The following is a 14,999-nucleotide window of genomic DNA, read 5'->3' on the forward strand; positions in this document are numbered from 1 at the left end:
CCGCGAACACGTATTCCAATGGAGAGTTCAATGAATATTCCTTCCACCTTGAAGACAACGGGACGGGCGGCCCTTCTGGGCTCGCTCGCTCTCGCGGCATTGGGCAGCGTCGCCGCCTTTGCGCAGGAAGCAGCTCCGGCGGCTGCCGCGGCCGCGCCGGCCGCCGCTCCCACTCCCGTGCTCGATACCGGCAACACCGCCTGGATGCTGACCTCGACGGCGCTGGTGCTGATGATGACCATCCCCGGCCTGGCGCTGTTCTACGGCGGCATGGTGCGCAAGAAGAACGTGCTGGCCACCATCATGCAGAGCTTCGCCATCACCTGCCTGGTGACGGTGCTGTGGTTCATGTTCGGCTATTCGCTCGCCTTCTCCACCAACGATTCCGCCAGCCTGAACAACTATATCGGCGGGTTCTCGAAATTCTTCCACCACGGCATCACGGTCTCGACGCTGTGGGCGCCGGGGGTGGCGAACATTCCTGAATTCGTCTTCTCCATGTTCCAGATGACGTTTGCCATCATCACCCCGGCGCTGATCGCCGGCGCCTTCGCCGAGCGCATGAAATTCTCGGCTCTGCTGATCTTCATGACGCTGTGGCTGCTGTTCGTCTACGCGCCGATCGCCCACTGGGTGTGGGGCGGCGGTTTCCTTGGCTCGTGGGGCGTTCTCGACTTCGCCGGCGGCACGGTCGTCCACATCAACGCCGGTGTCGCGGGCCTGGTCTGCGCGCTCGTCCTTGGCAAGCGCGAGGGCTACGGCACCACCAACATGGCGCCGCACAACCTCGTCTATTCGGTGATCGGCGCCTCGCTGCTGTGGGTCGGCTGGTTCGGCTTCAACGCCGGTTCGGAGCTTGCGGCCGACGGCGTCGCCGGCGCGGCCATGATGAACACGCAGGTCGCCACCGCCGCAGCGGCGCTGGCCTGGATGTTCGCCGAATGGATCGTCGCCAAGAAGCCATCGGTTCTGGGCATCATTTCGGGCGCCGTGGCCGGCCTCGTCGCGGTGACGCCGGCTTCCGGCTTCGTCAACCCGACCGGCGCCTTCATCGTCGGCATCGTCGCCGGCGTGGTCTGCTACCTCTCGGCGGTCAAGCTCAAGCACGCTCTCGGCTATGACGACTCGCTCGATGCCTTCGGCGTGCATGGCGTCGGCGGTGTGGTGGGAGCGTTGCTCACCGGCGCGCTCGCCGATCCGGCGATCAACGCGCTCGGCAAGGGCGCCTCGGTCGTCACCCAGTTCTACGGCATCATCTTCACCATCGCCTGGACCGCGATCGTCACCTTCGTGATTCTCTACATCGTCAAGGCGCTGGTCGGCCTGCGTCCGACGACCCAGGAAGAGGTCGAGGGCCTCGACATCTCCCAGCATGGCGAAGTGGTGCCATAAGGCAGGCTTCGCCAAGGGGCCGGCGGAACCCTCCTCCCGCCGGTCCCATGGTCACAGAGATCCCGTCGTGATGCTCCCGAAAGGCGCTTCACGCATTGAGGCCCGGACCTTGTCCGGGCCTCCTTTTGTTTGGAGATGCGTGTCGATCACATTCACTTGATTCGCCGGGGATGAAACATCCGCAGCGCCAACCCCGAACTGTTGTGGCGATCGTCGTTCCGGCGGTCGAAACAAAAAGGGAAGGACCTGCAGATGAACATCAAGAATATCCTCCTCGGGGCAATCGCTCTTTCCATGGTCAGCGGCGTTGCATTGGCGGGCGCGCTCGACGATCCTGACAACATGGCGCCGTTCTTCACCGATTCCAGCATGAAGACCATGAAGCCGATGGCGGAATTCAAGGCCGCCTTCATGGCCATGCCGAAGGACAAACAGGATGCCATGATGAAGGAATGCCAGGACGCGGCCATGAGCAAACCGCATGCCGAGTTCTGCGGCAATCTGAACACGCTCGGCGGTGCCAACAAGTAAGCGCCTCGCTCCCCTGTCGAATGGATGGCGGGCCAGGCGGCCCGCCATTTTGGCGCCGCGCGGCCGTCGTCGTGAATCTCCATGCCCCACGCTTCCGATCAGGGGCTTATAGTTAATGCGCCCTTAACCTTCCCCCGCATAGTCTGACATCCGAATCTGCCGGAGTGCGTCGTGCGCTCGGGCCAGCCACGCACAGACGAGGAAGAGGCATGCGTTCAGGGGCTTCAGCACCGCTCGCGCTGACCGACACGGGGCACGGCATCCAGGCTTTCGCGCGGCGCCAGGTCGGCCGGCTGGTCGGCGCCGGGCTGTTTGCCTTCGTTGCCTTCGGGGTCGCGAGCCTCGCCACCTGGAACGTCGCCGATCCCAGCTTCTCGCATGCCACCGCCAACACCGTCACCAACGCCATGGGCTATGCCGGCGCGGTCTTCTCCGACCTTGCCATGCAGTTCTTCGGCCTTGCCGCCGTCGCCGCGCTGGTGCCGGCCGTCATCTGGGGCTACCTCCTGTTTTCGGCGCGCGGCGTCGACAGGCTGCCCAAGCGCGGCCTGTTCTGGTTCGGTTTCGCGCTGCTGGCCGCGGCGATCGCCGGCTGCATTGTCCCGCCCAAGACCTGGCCGCTGCCGACCGGCCTCGGCGGCGTGTTCGGCGACATGGTGCTCAAGATTCCCGGCGTTCTGACCGGCGGCTATCCGACCGGGCTGATCGCCAGCGTGCTTGCCGTGCTGCTGGCCGCACCGGCGCTGTGGCTGTTCGCCTACGGATCGGCGCTGATCGGCCGCAAGAACGGCTTCGCGGTCATGGAAGAGCCCACCGCGGCCGACCCGCGCGAGGACGAGCTGCTGTTCGACGAGGACGAAGACGAGGGCGACGAGGGCATATTGGCGCTCGGCGCCGTTACGCACTGGTGGCTTTCGTTGCGCGCCTGGATGCATCGTCGCGCCGTGCGCCGCAGGCAGGAGCGTGACGAATACGAGCCTGAGATGGAACCGCGCGCCAGCGGCTGGCGCCGCGCCGCCGAACGGGTCGAATCGGCCGAATTCGCCGAGCAACGCATGAGCGCGGCCGGCCGCGCCCGCGTCGAGCCCGAATTCTTCGCCGCCATGGTCAACGACCGCAGCGTGTCGGTCGATCCCGAGGACGCCGATGTCTTCGACGACCGCTTCGACAATGGCGAGGACGATATCGATCTCGATGACGAACCCGTCCAGCGCCGCGCTTCGCCGGCGGCCAAGGTGCAGCAGTTCCGTTCCGATGCCGCCACGCGCGTTGCCGCGCCGGCGCCGCGTCCGGCGCCGGGCGCCCGCGTCCAGCGCGAGGCGCAGACATCGCTCATCGGGTCGGACACGTTCGAGATGCCGTCGCTGCATTTCCTGTCCGAACCGAAGAATGTGGCGAAGGACCCGAGCCTGTCGAAGGACGCGCTGGAGCAGAATGCGCGGCTGCTCGAAGGCGTGCTGGAGGATTTCGGCGTCAAGGGCGAGATCATCGCGGTGCGCCCGGGTCCGGTGGTCACCCTCTACGAGCTCGAACCCGCCCCCGGCATCAAGTCGTCGCGCGTCATCGGCCTTTCCGACGACATCGCCCGTTCGATGAGCGCCATCGCCTGCCGCGTCGCCGTGGTGCCCGGCCGCAACGCCATCGGCATCGAGCTGCCGAACGCCAAGCGCGAGACGGTCTATCTGCGTGAAATCATGGCCAGCCGCGACTTCGAGACCACCAAGGCGAAGCTGGCGCTGGCGCTGGGCAAGACCATCAATGGCGAGGCCGTCATCGTCGACATCGCCAAGATGCCGCACGTTCTCGTCGCCGGCACCACCGGCTCGGGCAAGTCGGTCGCTATCAACACCATGATCCTGTCGCTGCTCTACCGGCTGACGCCGCAGGAATGCCGGCTGATCATGATCGACCCGAAGATGCTCGAACTTTCCGTCTATGACGGCATCCCGCATTTGCTGACGCCCGTCGTCACCGATCCGAAGAAGGCCGTCGTGGCGCTGAAATGGACCGTGCGCGAGATGGAGGACCGCTACCGCAAGATGTCCAAGGTCGGCGTGCGCAACATTGACGGCTTCAACGCCCGGGTCAGCCAGGCGGAGAAGAAGGGCGAAAGAATATCGCGCACCGTGCAGACCGGCTTCGACCGCCAGACCGGCGAGGCGATCTACGAGACGGAGAATCTCGATCTCGAGCCGATGCCCTACATCGTCGTCATCATCGACGAGATGGCGGACCTGATGATGGTCGCCGGCAAGGACATCGAAGGCGCCGTGCAGCGCCTGGCGCAGATGGCGCGCGCCGCCGGCATTCATGTGATCATGGCGACGCAGCGTCCTTCGGTCGACGTCATCACCGGCACCATCAAGGCCAACTTCCCGACCCGAATCTCCTTCCAGGTCACCTCCAAGATCGACAGCCGCACCATCCTGGGCGAACAGGGCGCCGAACAGCTGCTCGGCATGGGCGACATGCTCTACATGGCCGGTGGCGGGCGCATCCAGCGCGTGCACGGCCCCTTCGTTTCCGACGACGAGGTCGAGAAGGTCGTCGGGCACCTGAAGCTGCAGGGCGTGCCGGAATATCTCGACGCCATCACCGAGGATGACGACGAGGACGACGACGAGCCGTCGGGCAAGGGTGGATCGGGCGGCGGCGGTGGCGGCAATTTCGAGGATTCCGACGATCCGTACGACCAGGCGGTGGCCGTGGTGCTGCGCGACGGCAAGGCCTCGACCAGCTACATCCAGCGCCGGCTCGGCATCGGCTACAACAGGGCCGCCTCGATCATCGAGAAGATGGAAAAGGAAGGCATTGTCGGCCCGGCCAACCATGCGGGTAAACGCGAAATCCTGGTGCCGACCGAAGAGGACAAGTTCTGACGGCACCAAGGCCCTTCGCAACCTTGAACCCTTGGGCGCGTTGAAGCGAAGCGGCCTCGCCCGACCGCCAAACTTCAGCCCAACTGGGGGTCCAGGACAGCGGCGGATACAGGAATCACCAAGAGAGTGACCGACATGAAAAACCAGTCTTCAACGCTCGGCGAATTTGCTCCCACCCGGCGGCAATTCCTCGGCCTCGGGCTTGTCGTCGCGGGGGCCGCGGCCATCAACGTGGTACCCGGGTTCCAGTTGCTGGCCTCGGCGCAGGCGGCCGTGCCGCCGGCGGCGCAGAAGATCGCCGACCATTTCTCCTCGGTCAAATCGATGAGCGGCGAATTCGTGCAGTTCGCGCCCAACAACCAGCAGACGGGCGGCAAGTTCTTCCTGGAGCGTCCGGGCAAGATCCGCTTCAACTACGATGGATCGTCGAACTTCCGGGTGATCTCGGACGGCCGGTCGGTGGTCATCCTCAACAAGAAGCTGAACACGTCGGATCTCTATCCGCTGTCGAAGACGCCGCTGAAGCTTTTGCTCGACGACAGGATCGACCTCTCCGGCGGCCGCGTCCAAAGCATCAAGGAAGAGAGCGATCTCACCACCATTCAGCTTGCCGACAAGTCGGTCTTCGGCAATTCGAAGATCACCATGATGTTCGACCCGAAGACCTATGAGCTGCGCCAGTGGACCATCACCGACGCGCAGGGCAAGGATACGACGGTCATGATCTACAACGTCAAGGAAGGCGTCAGCTTCGCCCCCGATACGTTCGCCATCGACTATACGGCCAATCGCGAGCTGAACACGAAGACGCGATAAGCTTATCGTACCGGGCTTCTCTCCTGCGCGCGCGGTAACGGCGGCCTGTGAGCTGCATCAGGTCGCTTGTCTTTCCGGCGCGCGGCTGGCAGTAGTTCGGCGATCTCTCGCCGGACCCGCCGCATGCCCTTTTCCGTCGCCACCTGGAACATAAACTCCGTTCGCCTGCGCATGCCGATCGTCGAGCGCCTGCTCGACGAGTACGCGCCCGATGTGCTGTGCCTGCAGGAGACGAAAGTCCCCGACGAACTGTTTCCCGAAAAGGCGTTCCGCAAGCTGGGCTATCAGCATATCGCCTTCCATGGCCAGAAGGGGTACCACGGCGTCGCCACGGTGGCGCGAAGGCCAATCGAACTGGTCGAAAAGCGGCGCTTCTGCGAGATCGACGACAGCCGGCATCTGTCGGTGAAGGTGCATGCCGGCGGCAAAACGATCCTGCTGCATAATTTCTACGTTCCGGCGGGCGGCGACGAGCCTAATCCCGAAATCAACAGGAAATTCAGGCACAAGCTCGATTTCGTCGCCGAGATGAACGCGATCCGCGCCGAGCACGATGAAGTGTCGGCCTCCGTGCTGGTCGGCGACCTCAACATCGCGCCGCTCGAACACGATGTCTGGTCGCACAAGCAACTGCTCAACGTGGTCAGCCACACGCCGGTCGAGACGGAAAATTTCGAGGCGATGCGGCTCGGCGGCGGTTGGGTCGATCTCATGCGGCTCAACATTGCGCCCGAACAGAAGCTCTACACCTGGTGGAGCTATCGCGCGCAGGACTGGGAGGCGTCGAACCGGGGCCGGCGGCTCGACCATGTCTGGTCTTCGCCCAACCTTGTCGGCGACTTCGCCGGCTACGAGATCCTGCGGGCGGCGCGCGGCTGGGACCGGCCGTCGGACCATGTGCCTGTGATTGCGCGGTTCGATCTGGACTAGGTATGCCGATATTCAGGTGAGACCGGCCTGCAAATGGCCGATACCTCCGCTTCCGGTGCTCACGTACCCAAAGTACGCTCCGCTCCGGTTCTCGATATCAGCCATTTTCGACTCGGCCTGACCTGAATCTCGACATACCCAGCGTCTTGGCTGCGGCCGATGATTGCCCGCTCTTACCCCGAAAAGCGCGGTGCCAGTTCCTCGATGCGGCGGATCATGGCCTGGAATTCCTCGGAAATGCGCTGGTGCAGCTTCACAGCGACCTCGGGGTATTCCTCCAGGATGCGGCGGAACATCTTGCGGCTCAGCCGGATCACCTCCGCATCGGTGGCGGCGGAAGCGCTTGTCAGCCGTCTCGTATCGGCAATCAGCGCCAGTTCGCTCAGCATGGTGCCGGGCCCCGCGCTGCCGATGGCGATGCGCTCGCCATCCTGTTCGCGGTAGAGCACGATCTTGCCCCTGACCACGACATAGGCCGAATCGGCCTCGTCATCCTCGCGGTAGAGCTTGCGATCGGCATTGAGCAGGGTGGTCTCGGCGCCGAAGGCGAGCAGGCGCAGCTGTTCCTGCGTGAAGCCCTCGAAAAGCCTCACGGCGGACAGGATGCGGATGTCGTCATCCAGCGCCATCTCTAGCTGCGTCCCCGAACGGTCAGTCCAGTCCCTCCTTCACGAGCCGATCCTCAATCCCCTAGCCGGATCGCACCCGAAAGCGGTCCCGCCCAGACCGCTCTATCCCTTAGGTTTTCGCAATTCCGGACGGAAAACCGCCCACGCTTTTCCTGGAATTGCTCATTGGATAATGAAATGTTTAAGGAACCAGCTTGTAGCCGCCGCTTTCTGTCACAAGAATTTCCGCATTGGAAGGATCGCGCTCGATCTTCTGGCGCAGACGGTAGACGTGGGTTTCCAGCGTGTGCGTGGTGACTCCGGAATTATAGCCCCAGACCTCTTCCAGCAGCACGTCGCGCGTCACCACTTTCTGGTCGGCGCGATAGAGGTATTTGATGATCGAGGCTTCCTTCTCCGTCAGCCGCACCTTGGCGCCGCGCGGGTCGATGAGCAGCTTCTGGCTGGGCTTGAACGTGTAGGGGCCGACCGAGAAGGTGGCGTCCTCGCTCTGCTCGTGCTGGCGCAGCTGGGCGCGGATACGCGCCAGAAGCACGGCGAAGCGGAACGGCTTGGTCACGTAGTCGTTGGCGCCGGCCTCGAGCCCGAGGATGGTATCCGAATCGGTGTCATGGCCGGTCAGCATGATGATGGGCGCCTTGTAGCCGCCCTTGCGCAGGATTTTCACCGCCTCGCGGCCATCCATGTCGGGCAGGCCGACATCCATGATGAGCAGGTCGATGAGGCCGCCGCGCGCCGCCGTGACGCCTTTTGCCGCAGTGGCTTCCTGCAGCACGTCGAATTCCTCGTAGAGGGACAGTTGCTCGACCAGTGTGCCGCGCAGGTCGTCATCGTCGTCGACGATCAGGATGGTGCGTGAAGTCATGGATCAATCCGTTGTTTTGAAAAGTGAATTCAGTTGACCGCTGCGTATTTATGCGGAAGCTGGCCGGCACAACAGCCGATCACAGTGATTTGTTCCGTGGCACGATCATACAAGAAAAAACGCGATCGCAATGCAGCCGGCGCAATTTTGGTAAAACAGCTGCGTGTGCTGACCGTGCGGGCGCGGCCCGGCCATCCCACCCAGGGCCTGCTCCAGGCGGGGAAAACCGTGTTTTCCTGCGCATTGGGGCGCGGCGGCATCTCGGCGGACAAGCGCGAGGGCGACGGCGCCACGCCGCTCGGCCCGATGCGGATTCTTTCGGGATATTTCAGGGGCGACCAGTTCGCGGCCGGCCGCCGGACGCGCCTGTCCATGGCGCCGATCGGACCGGACCTCGGCTGGTGCGAGGTGCCGGACGACCGCAATTACAACCGTCCGGTCAAGATCCCCTACGGCGCCAGTCATGAACGCATGCGGCGCGACGACGAGCTCTACGATGCCTGCCTGGTGCTCGATTGGAACATTTCGCCGCGCCGCCGAGGGCGCGGCAGCGCCATCTTCTTCCACCTGGCCCGCCCCGGCTTCACGCCCACGCAAGGCTGCGTCGCGGTGAGCGCGCGCACCATGGCGCGGCTGCTGCCGCTGCTGTCGGACCGGACGGTGGTGCGGGTGGTGAGGTAGGGAGTAGGGAGTAGGGAGTAGGGAGTAGGGAGTAGGGAGTAGGGAGTAGGGAGCATCGCTCCTTGCCTAATGCCTCCCCCCTACTGCCAAATCCCTATCTCCTCGGCTGCTGCCAGCCGATGTCGAGCAGGCCCAGCCGGCCCATTTCGCGATCCATGGCGCGGGCTATGTCCTTGCGGGCGCCGCCGATGTCGCGCAACTGGCTGTCGGTGAGGTCCTCGACGTTGTCGTGCGGAAGATTGACCGCGACCCTGGCCTGACGCAGCCAGTCGCGGATCGCCGGCAGCCAGGCCGGCCGAGCGGCGTATCCGGGGTGAAGAGCAATGTGTGACATGGTGTGATCCGTTCATCCGGACATCAAATCCGGTTTGATGGTGTTTCGATGGTCACATCATGCCCGATTGAAATCTTGGGAGGAAACGAGTAGTTTTTTCTCGATTATCAAGTTTTCTTTGAGGATCTGGGATGGCAACCCTGCTGCCGGGGACGCGGGCGCTGAGGACGCTGGAAGCGGCCGCCCGGCATCTCAATTTCACCCGAGCCGCCGACGAGCTTGGCCTGACGCCGGCCGCCGTCAGCCACCAGATCAAGGAAATAGAGGATCAGCTCGGCATCGTGCTGTTCACCCGCACCAGCCGCACCATCAGGCTGACCGAGGCGGGCACGGTGCTCTACGAGGCCGCGACCGACACGCTCGACCTGCTTGGCCGTGCCGTCATGCGGGCGCGCAAGATGGCGCGCGGGACGGAATTCCTGAAGGTGACGCTGGACGCCCAGTTCGCGGCGAAATGGCTGATGCGGCGCGTCGAGGATTTCCGCAAGCAAAAACCGGGCATCGAGCTGCGGTTCGACATCGCCTATGGGCTGCGCGACTTCGACCTCGACGATGTCGATGTCGGCATCCGCTTCGGCGCCGGCAAATATCCGGGGCTTTGCGCCCACCGCCTGTTCGACAACATCATCATTCCAGTGTGCAGTCCGCGCCTGCTGGCGGCAGGGCCGCCGTTGCGCGAGCCGCGCGATCTCTTCCACCACACGCTCGCCCATATCGAGTGGGCGCGTCAGGGCGTGACGTGGCCGAACTGGCGCATGTGGATGGCGGCGGCCGGCGTCGACGATTTCGACGACAGCCGAACCGTCGTCTTCGGCACATCGACCGATGCGGTCCAGGCCGCGCTCGACGGCAACGCCGTCGCGCTTGCCGATTTCGCCCTGGTGGCAAACGACCTGTCGGAAGGCCGGCTGGTACGGCCCTTCGATCTCAGCATCAGGGTCGCGCCGGAATTCGCCTACTTCCTGGTCTATCCCCAGGCCATGGCCGAGGATCCGCGCATCGTCGCCTTCCGCGAATGGATTCTCGAGGAAGTGGCCAGGACGCCCAGCGCCGACTAGGTGTAGTGCAGTTTTGCCGCAATTCCCTGGGGACGCCATGCGTTTTTCCGGGAGCACCGCTTCAGACGTTTCCTGGAATTGCTCTACCAGCCCGCGCTCCGGCTGTTGTTCAGGAGCGGGCGTTGTGGCCGAAGATCATGCGGGTGTATTTCTTCCAATTCCATTCGAGCTTCTTGTAGAGAAGCGGGCGCTTCTTGCCTGCCACCGATGTGTGGAATGCGCCGTTCTCGCTGCCCTGTTCGACAATCGGCCGTTCGAACCAGAGCATCTCAACCCCCAGTTTCTCGTCCATCTGCTCAATCTGGTGATCGATCGCCGTGTAAATCTTGTTCCGGTCGATCCAGGCGCAGCGAGCCTCGGCGACCGGACGGGTGATGAGATAGGAATCGGCACATCTGGCGTGGAGCGCCGGGTAGAGCCTTTGACCCCGGCGCAGCTTCCAGATCGGCGTATAGTAGTTGCTGCCGTTGCCGAAATAGATGACCGCCTTGCGGTTGGGATCGCCGAGTTCGGCAAGCCCCTGCCGGAACCTGGCGACGAAGTCGCGGGCGAGAAACACGTCGTCCTCGAACACCAGGCAATATGGTTGGTCGGTCTCGAGGAAATCGCGCCAGATGCCGACATGTTTCAACGCCAGCGAAACCGCCGCCGGATGGGTAAAACCGGGCGCCACCAGCTCATCGCGAATCTGCGGGGTGATATCAGGCCGGTCCCATTCGGTGTAGAAATAGACAGGCACGCCGCGCCGCTCGAACTCGCGCACGATGTGCCGGCGCCGGTCTTCATAGCCTTGTTTCACATGGCAGATGCGGGTGAACACCAGGTCGCGGGGAAATCCAGCCTGATCCGCCATCGTCAGCACACCCGTCTCAGCCCGCCGAGGCGCCGAACCAGCCGATCACCGCTCCGATGATCAGCAGCACGCCCAGCCAATGGCCGCCGTCGATAAGGGTCAGGTCCCAGCCGAAATTCTCATAGCGGTGATTGACCGACAGCGTCGTGGCCACGAAGCCAAGCCAGAGCACGAAGCCGAAGATGATACCCGCGAGCAATGTCGGCTCGCCGCCGGTCATCGCGCCGACGACCAGGGCCATGACATAGGCCATCACCAGTTCGGCGATGAAGGAGATGATGAAAGGCAGCGGCGATTTCTTCATCGTCGCCGGATCGAGCTTGGCGGCCTTCAGCCATGGCTTGCTTAACGCCATGTACCAGGCGGCGCCGAACAGCCAGGCGACGACAGCGGCGGCGAAGACGCCCAGCCAGTTCACTGCGGAAAAATCCATGAGTCCCCCTCCGATGCTGTTTTATGCAAACGCCTGTTCGGCGATGACGTCAAGCAAGTCGCCAGACGGTCGTACGCTTGATCTCGGCATCTTCCAATGCCCGCGTCACCGGCACTTCGTAGACGGCCAGCGCCTCCAGTCCCGATCGCGGCAGGTAGGACCGGCCGGGGTCGCCGACCAGAATGTCGGCGCCACGCCGTCTGAGCGCGGAAAACCACTGCATAAGCCGGTCGGCGAAAGGCTTGTCGTAAAAGACGTCGCCGGCCAGGATCACGTCCCAACCGGCATCGGCGCCGATGCAATCGTCGCCGCGGAACTCGACCCTGACGCCATTGGCCCGCGCATTCAGACCGACGGCGGTGCCGCTGAAGGGATCGATGTCGGCAGCGGTCACCTCGGCCGCGCCGGCTCTCGCGGCGGCAATGGCGACGAGGCCGGAACCGGAGGCGAAATCGAGCACGCGCTTGCCCTCCACCAGGGCAGGACTGTCGATGACATAGCGGGCGAGGCCCTGGCCGCCGGCCCAGGCAAAGGCCCAGAAGGGCGGCGGCAGGCCGATCTCGACCAGTTCATCCTCGGTCCGCTGCCACAGATCGTGCGCTTCATCGGCAAGATGAAGCTGGATCTCGGGCACATGCGGCGGCGTCATCAGCGCCGTGTTGTCGAGGATGAATTGCTTCGCGCTGTCCGATGTCAGCACCGTCACGGCGCTGGTGTGAGGCCGCCCATGCGGCAGACTTCCTTCCACTCGGCCGGGGTCACGGGCTGAACCGACAGACGGCCGAGCCGCACCAGCGCCATCTCGCCAAGCTTCGGATTCGCCTTGATGTCGCCCAGTGTCGGCGGGGTCGGCACATCCCTGACGGCGCGGATGTCGACGCATTCCCAGCGCGGATCGTCCGAGGTGGTGTCGGGATGGGCGAGCGCGCAGACCTCGGCGATGCCGACGATGTCGAGGCCCTCATTGGAATGATAGAAGAAGCCGAGATCGCCGATCTGCATGGCTTTCATATTGTTGCGGGCGGCGTAGTTGCGCACGCCGTCCCACTGCGTTCCGGCCTTGCCCTTCGCCTTCAGCATCTCGAAGGAGAATTTGAACGGCTCCGATTTGAACAGCCAGTAGTTCATTCTTCTCCTCCTTGAGGCCAGTTGCGCCGGATCGAAATTAACTAGCCGCCGGCTTGTTGAAGGTCCAGTTCCACGGGCGGATTTCGACGCTTTCGAAGAGCCCCGCCTTGGCGTAGGGGTCGGCGGCCGACAGCGCCTGTGCACCGGCAAGGTCAGGCGCCTCGACGACGACCAGGCTGCCGTTCGGCTTGCCGTCGGCATCAAGGAACGGACCGGCGAAGGCCAGTGTCTTGTCGGCGTTCAGCTTTTCGAGAAACGCGACATGCTCGGGCCTTGTGTCGAGGCGCACCTGCAGGCTTGCGGGCTTGTCCTTGCAAATGAACGCGAACAGCATGTCTTCTTCTCCTGGTCTGGATCAATCGTCGGTTTCGGTCTTCAGCGGGCGGGTCATCAAGGCCGTCACAGCCTGCCGGATGGTGACGGCGCCGTCCAGTATGGCCGCCACGGCGGTGATGATCGGCGCATCGATGCCGCGTTCCGCGGTGATGCGGGCGGCGATCGCCGCCGTCGGCACGCCTTCCGCCAGCGGCAGGCCGGCAAGCGCCTTGCCTTGGCCGAGGGCCAGCCCGTAGGCGAAATTGCGCGACTGCGCCGACGAACAGGTCAGGAGCAGGTCGCCAAGGCCGGAAAGCCCCATCAATGTCTCGGGCCTGGCGCCGAAGGCGGCGCCGATGCGGCGCAGTTCGACGAAGCCCCGCGTCACCATGGCGGCCTGGGCGCTGGCGCCGAGGCCGGCGCCGGTGACGGCGCCGGCGGCGATGGCAAAGACGTTCTTCAACGCGCCGCCAATCTCGACGCCGATCAGGTCGCTGCTCGAATAGCAGCGCAGGTTTTCCGCCGAGAAACGGGCGGCAAGCTCGGTCGCCAGCGCTTCGTCGCCGGCCGCGACCACCACCGCCGTCGGCAGGCCGCGCGCGACATCCGTGGCGAAGCTTGGGCCGGACAGGGCGGCGACCGGATTGCGCGGCAGGATCTCCTCGACGATGGCGGACAGCAAGGCGCCGGTGTCGCGCTCTATGCCCTTGGCGCAAAGGACAAGCGGAATGCCGGCGGGCATATGGTCCTTCACCGCCGCCAGCGTTGCCCGCAATGCCTGCGCCGGCGTCACCGCCAGCACGCAATCGGCGCCGGCGAGCGCTGCCTTGATGTCACCCGTTGCTTCGATGCCGGGCGCGATGGCGATGCCGGGAAGGTAGCGCGGGTTCTCGCCGCGGCCGATCGCGACGACTGTTTCGGGATCGCGTGCGTAGAGCCGCACCGAATGCCCGGCGCGCAACATGGCGAGAGCCAATGCCGTGCCCCAGGCGCCGCCGCCGAGCACAGCGACACGCCAGCCGCCTGGATTGTTCATGTCGCGGCCGCTCCTGGGATCACCGGTCATGCCTTGGCCCCTCGCCTGCCGGAGCCGACCATCGGCGTCGAGACGCTGTCCAGCGGCCAGCGCGAGCGCGGCACGAAATCGAAGCCGTTCTCCTGCGCCATGCCCTCGCGCAGGCGTTCAATGCCGGCCCAGGCGATCATCGCCGCATTGTCGGTGCAAAGTTTCAGCGGCGGCGCGACGAAGGTGAAACCGGCGTCCGCGCAAAGCCTCTCCAGCGTTGCCTTGATGGCGCGGTTGGCGGCGACACCGCCGGCGACGACCAGGGCCGGCTTGTTCGTGCCGGGAAATGTCTCGGTGAACCGCGCCAGCGCGCGGGAAACGCGGTCGGCCAGCGCATCGGCGACGGCGGCCTGGAATGAAGCGCAGATGTCGGCGACATCCTGGTTGCTCAGCGGCTCGATCGCCGTCGCGGCCTGGCGCACGGCGGTCTTCAGGCCGGAGAAGGAGAAGTCCGGCTGGGCCGATCCCTTCATCGGGCGTGGAAAGGCAAAGCGCGACGCATCGCCCGCTTGCGCGGCCTTCTCGACGTTCGGCCCGCCGGGATAGGGCAGGCCCAGCATCTTGGCGGTCTTGTCGAAGGCCTCGCCCAGCGCGTCGTCGATGGTGGTCGCCCAGCGCTGATAGTCGCCGACGCCGCGCACGGCCAGGATCTGGGTATGGCCGCCGGAGACCAGCAGCAGCAGATAGGGGAATTCCAGCCCGTCGGTCAGCCTGGCGGTCAAGGCGTGGCCTTCGAGATGGTTGATGGCGATCAAAGGCTTGCCGGCGGCGGCGGCGATGGCCTTGGCCGTCATCAGCCCGACGATCAGGCCGCCGACCAGACCGGGGCCGGCGGTGGCGGCGATCGCATCTATGCCGGCCAGCGGCATGCCGGCATCGGCCAGAGCCGCCTCGACGATACCGTCCAGCGCCTCGACATGGGCGCGCGCGGCGATCTCGGGCACGACACCGCCGAAGGCGGCGTGTTCCTCGATCTGGGACAGCACCACGTTCGAGAGGATTTTCGGGGACGCGGCGTCGCCCTCCAGCGCCACGACGCTGGCGGCGGTCTCGTCGCAACTCGTCTCAATGCCCAGAACGCGGATCAAT

Annotated in this window: 17 protein-coding genes; 7 read left to right on the forward strand and 10 right to left on the reverse strand. The window is 64.7% G+C overall.

The genetic code is table 11. The annotated features are described in order from the left end of the window. Nucleotides 1-30: 30 nt before the first annotated feature. The 5 genes from FFS37_RS08270 (at nucleotide 31) to FFS37_RS08290 (ending at nucleotide 6,548) form a co-directional block, all read left to right on the forward strand. Entirely contained in the window at nucleotides 31-1,392 is a 1,362-nt protein-coding gene (locus FFS37_RS08270) for an ammonium transporter (protein WP_137930439.1), read from the forward strand. A 252-nt stretch (nucleotides 1,393-1,644) separates the two neighbouring features. Beyond that, entirely contained in the window at nucleotides 1,645-1,923 is a 279-nt protein-coding gene (locus FFS37_RS08275) for a hypothetical protein (protein ID WP_137930440.1), read from the forward strand. A 209-nt stretch (nucleotides 1,924-2,132) separates the two neighbouring features. Next, the gene (locus FFS37_RS08280; protein WP_137930441.1) at nucleotides 2,133-4,802 is read left to right on the forward strand and encodes a DNA translocase FtsK; all 2,670 of its coding nucleotides are present in this window, start codon (nucleotides 2,133-2,135) and stop codon (nucleotides 4,800-4,802) included. 135 nt (nucleotides 4,803-4,937) lie between these two features. Next, the gene (locus FFS37_RS08285) at nucleotides 4,938-5,618 is read left to right on the forward strand and encodes an outer-membrane lipoprotein carrier protein LolA (protein ID WP_137930548.1); all 681 of its coding nucleotides are present in this window, start codon (nucleotides 4,938-4,940) and stop codon (nucleotides 5,616-5,618) included. Nucleotides 5,619-5,741: 123 nt separating this feature from the next. Continuing rightward, on the forward strand, nucleotides 5,742-6,548 hold the full coding sequence (locus FFS37_RS08290) for an exodeoxyribonuclease III (RefSeq protein WP_137930442.1): 807 nt from the start codon (nucleotides 5,742-5,744) through the stop codon (nucleotides 6,546-6,548). Nucleotides 6,549-6,721: 173 nt separating this feature from the next. Here the strand turns inward: FFS37_RS08290 and FFS37_RS08295 are convergent, their stop codons facing one another. Continuing rightward, on the reverse strand, nucleotides 6,722-7,177 hold the full coding sequence (locus FFS37_RS08295; protein ID WP_137930443.1) for a cyclic nucleotide-binding domain-containing protein: 456 nt from the start codon (nucleotides 7,175-7,177) through the stop codon (nucleotides 6,722-6,724). A gap of 181 nt (nucleotides 7,178-7,358) precedes the next feature. Beyond that, on the reverse strand, nucleotides 7,359-8,042 hold the full coding sequence (locus FFS37_RS08300; protein WP_137930444.1) for a response regulator transcription factor: 684 nt from the start codon (nucleotides 8,040-8,042) through the stop codon (nucleotides 7,359-7,361). Nucleotides 8,043-8,186: 144 nt separating this feature from the next. Here FFS37_RS08300 and FFS37_RS08305 point away from each other — a divergent pair, with 144 nt between their 5' ends. Further along, nucleotides 8,187-8,723 carry a L,D-transpeptidase family protein gene (locus FFS37_RS08305; RefSeq protein ID WP_171026214.1) on the forward strand — a complete coding sequence of 179 codons (537 nt, stop codon included), beginning with the start codon at nucleotides 8,187-8,189 and terminating at the stop codon, nucleotides 8,721-8,723. A gap of 94 nt (nucleotides 8,724-8,817) precedes the next feature. On the opposite strand, the gene FFS37_RS08310 is transcribed toward FFS37_RS08305, so the two are convergent. Continuing rightward, nucleotides 8,818-9,057 carry a hypothetical protein gene (locus FFS37_RS08310; protein WP_137930445.1) on the reverse strand — a complete coding sequence of 80 codons (240 nt, stop codon included), beginning with the start codon at nucleotides 9,055-9,057 and terminating at the stop codon, nucleotides 8,818-8,820. 131 nt (nucleotides 9,058-9,188) lie between these two features. Here FFS37_RS08310 and gcvA point away from each other — a divergent pair, with 131 nt between their 5' ends. Continuing rightward, on the forward strand, nucleotides 9,189-10,115 hold the full coding sequence (gene gcvA / locus FFS37_RS08315) for a transcriptional regulator GcvA (RefSeq protein WP_137930446.1): 927 nt from the start codon (nucleotides 9,189-9,191) through the stop codon (nucleotides 10,113-10,115). Between the two features lie 109 nt (nucleotides 10,116-10,224). Here the strand turns inward: gcvA and FFS37_RS08320 are convergent, their stop codons facing one another. From FFS37_RS08320 to tsaD, 7 genes are read right to left on the reverse strand one after another with little or no spacing between them, the layout of a single operon-like run. Then, a complete protein-coding gene (locus FFS37_RS08320; protein ID WP_137930447.1) occupies nucleotides 10,225-10,968 on the reverse strand; it encodes a glycosyltransferase family 25 protein in 744 nt (247 codons plus the stop codon). A 16-nt stretch (nucleotides 10,969-10,984) separates the two neighbouring features. Beyond that, entirely contained in the window at nucleotides 10,985-11,401 is a 417-nt protein-coding gene (locus FFS37_RS08325) for a DUF1761 domain-containing protein (protein ID WP_137930448.1), read from the reverse strand. A 49-nt stretch (nucleotides 11,402-11,450) separates the two neighbouring features. Beyond that, the gene (locus FFS37_RS08330) at nucleotides 11,451-12,107 is read right to left on the reverse strand and encodes a class I SAM-dependent methyltransferase (RefSeq protein WP_137930449.1); all 657 of its coding nucleotides are present in this window, start codon (nucleotides 12,105-12,107) and stop codon (nucleotides 11,451-11,453) included. Continuing rightward, entirely contained in the window at nucleotides 12,104-12,529 is a 426-nt protein-coding gene (locus tag FFS37_RS08335; protein WP_137930450.1) for an EVE domain-containing protein, read from the reverse strand. Before FFS37_RS08335 ends, FFS37_RS08330 begins: the two co-directional genes overlap by 4 nt. Before the next feature lie 37 nt (nucleotides 12,530-12,566). Beyond that, nucleotides 12,567-12,863: a YciI-like protein gene (locus FFS37_RS08340; protein ID WP_137930451.1), complete on the reverse strand. Its 297-nt coding sequence runs from the start codon at nucleotides 12,861-12,863 to the stop codon at nucleotides 12,567-12,569. A gap of 21 nt (nucleotides 12,864-12,884) precedes the next feature. Continuing rightward, complete coding sequence (locus FFS37_RS08345) at nucleotides 12,885-13,910, reverse strand: NAD(P)H-dependent glycerol-3-phosphate dehydrogenase (RefSeq protein ID WP_137930452.1); 1,026 nt, start codon at nucleotides 13,908-13,910, stop codon at nucleotides 12,885-12,887. Continuing rightward, nucleotides 13,907-14,998: a tRNA (adenosine(37)-N6)-threonylcarbamoyltransferase complex transferase subunit TsaD gene (gene tsaD, locus FFS37_RS08350; RefSeq protein ID WP_137930453.1), complete on the reverse strand. Its 1,092-nt coding sequence runs from the start codon at nucleotides 14,996-14,998 to the stop codon at nucleotides 13,907-13,909. The genes FFS37_RS08345 and tsaD overlap by 4 nt, the downstream gene beginning before the upstream one ends. Nucleotide 14,999: the final 1 nt, after the last annotated feature.

It is taken from the genome of Mesorhizobium comanense (assembly GCF_005503535.1).
Lineage (GTDB): Bacteria > Pseudomonadota > Alphaproteobacteria > Rhizobiales > Rhizobiaceae > Mesorhizobium > Mesorhizobium comanense.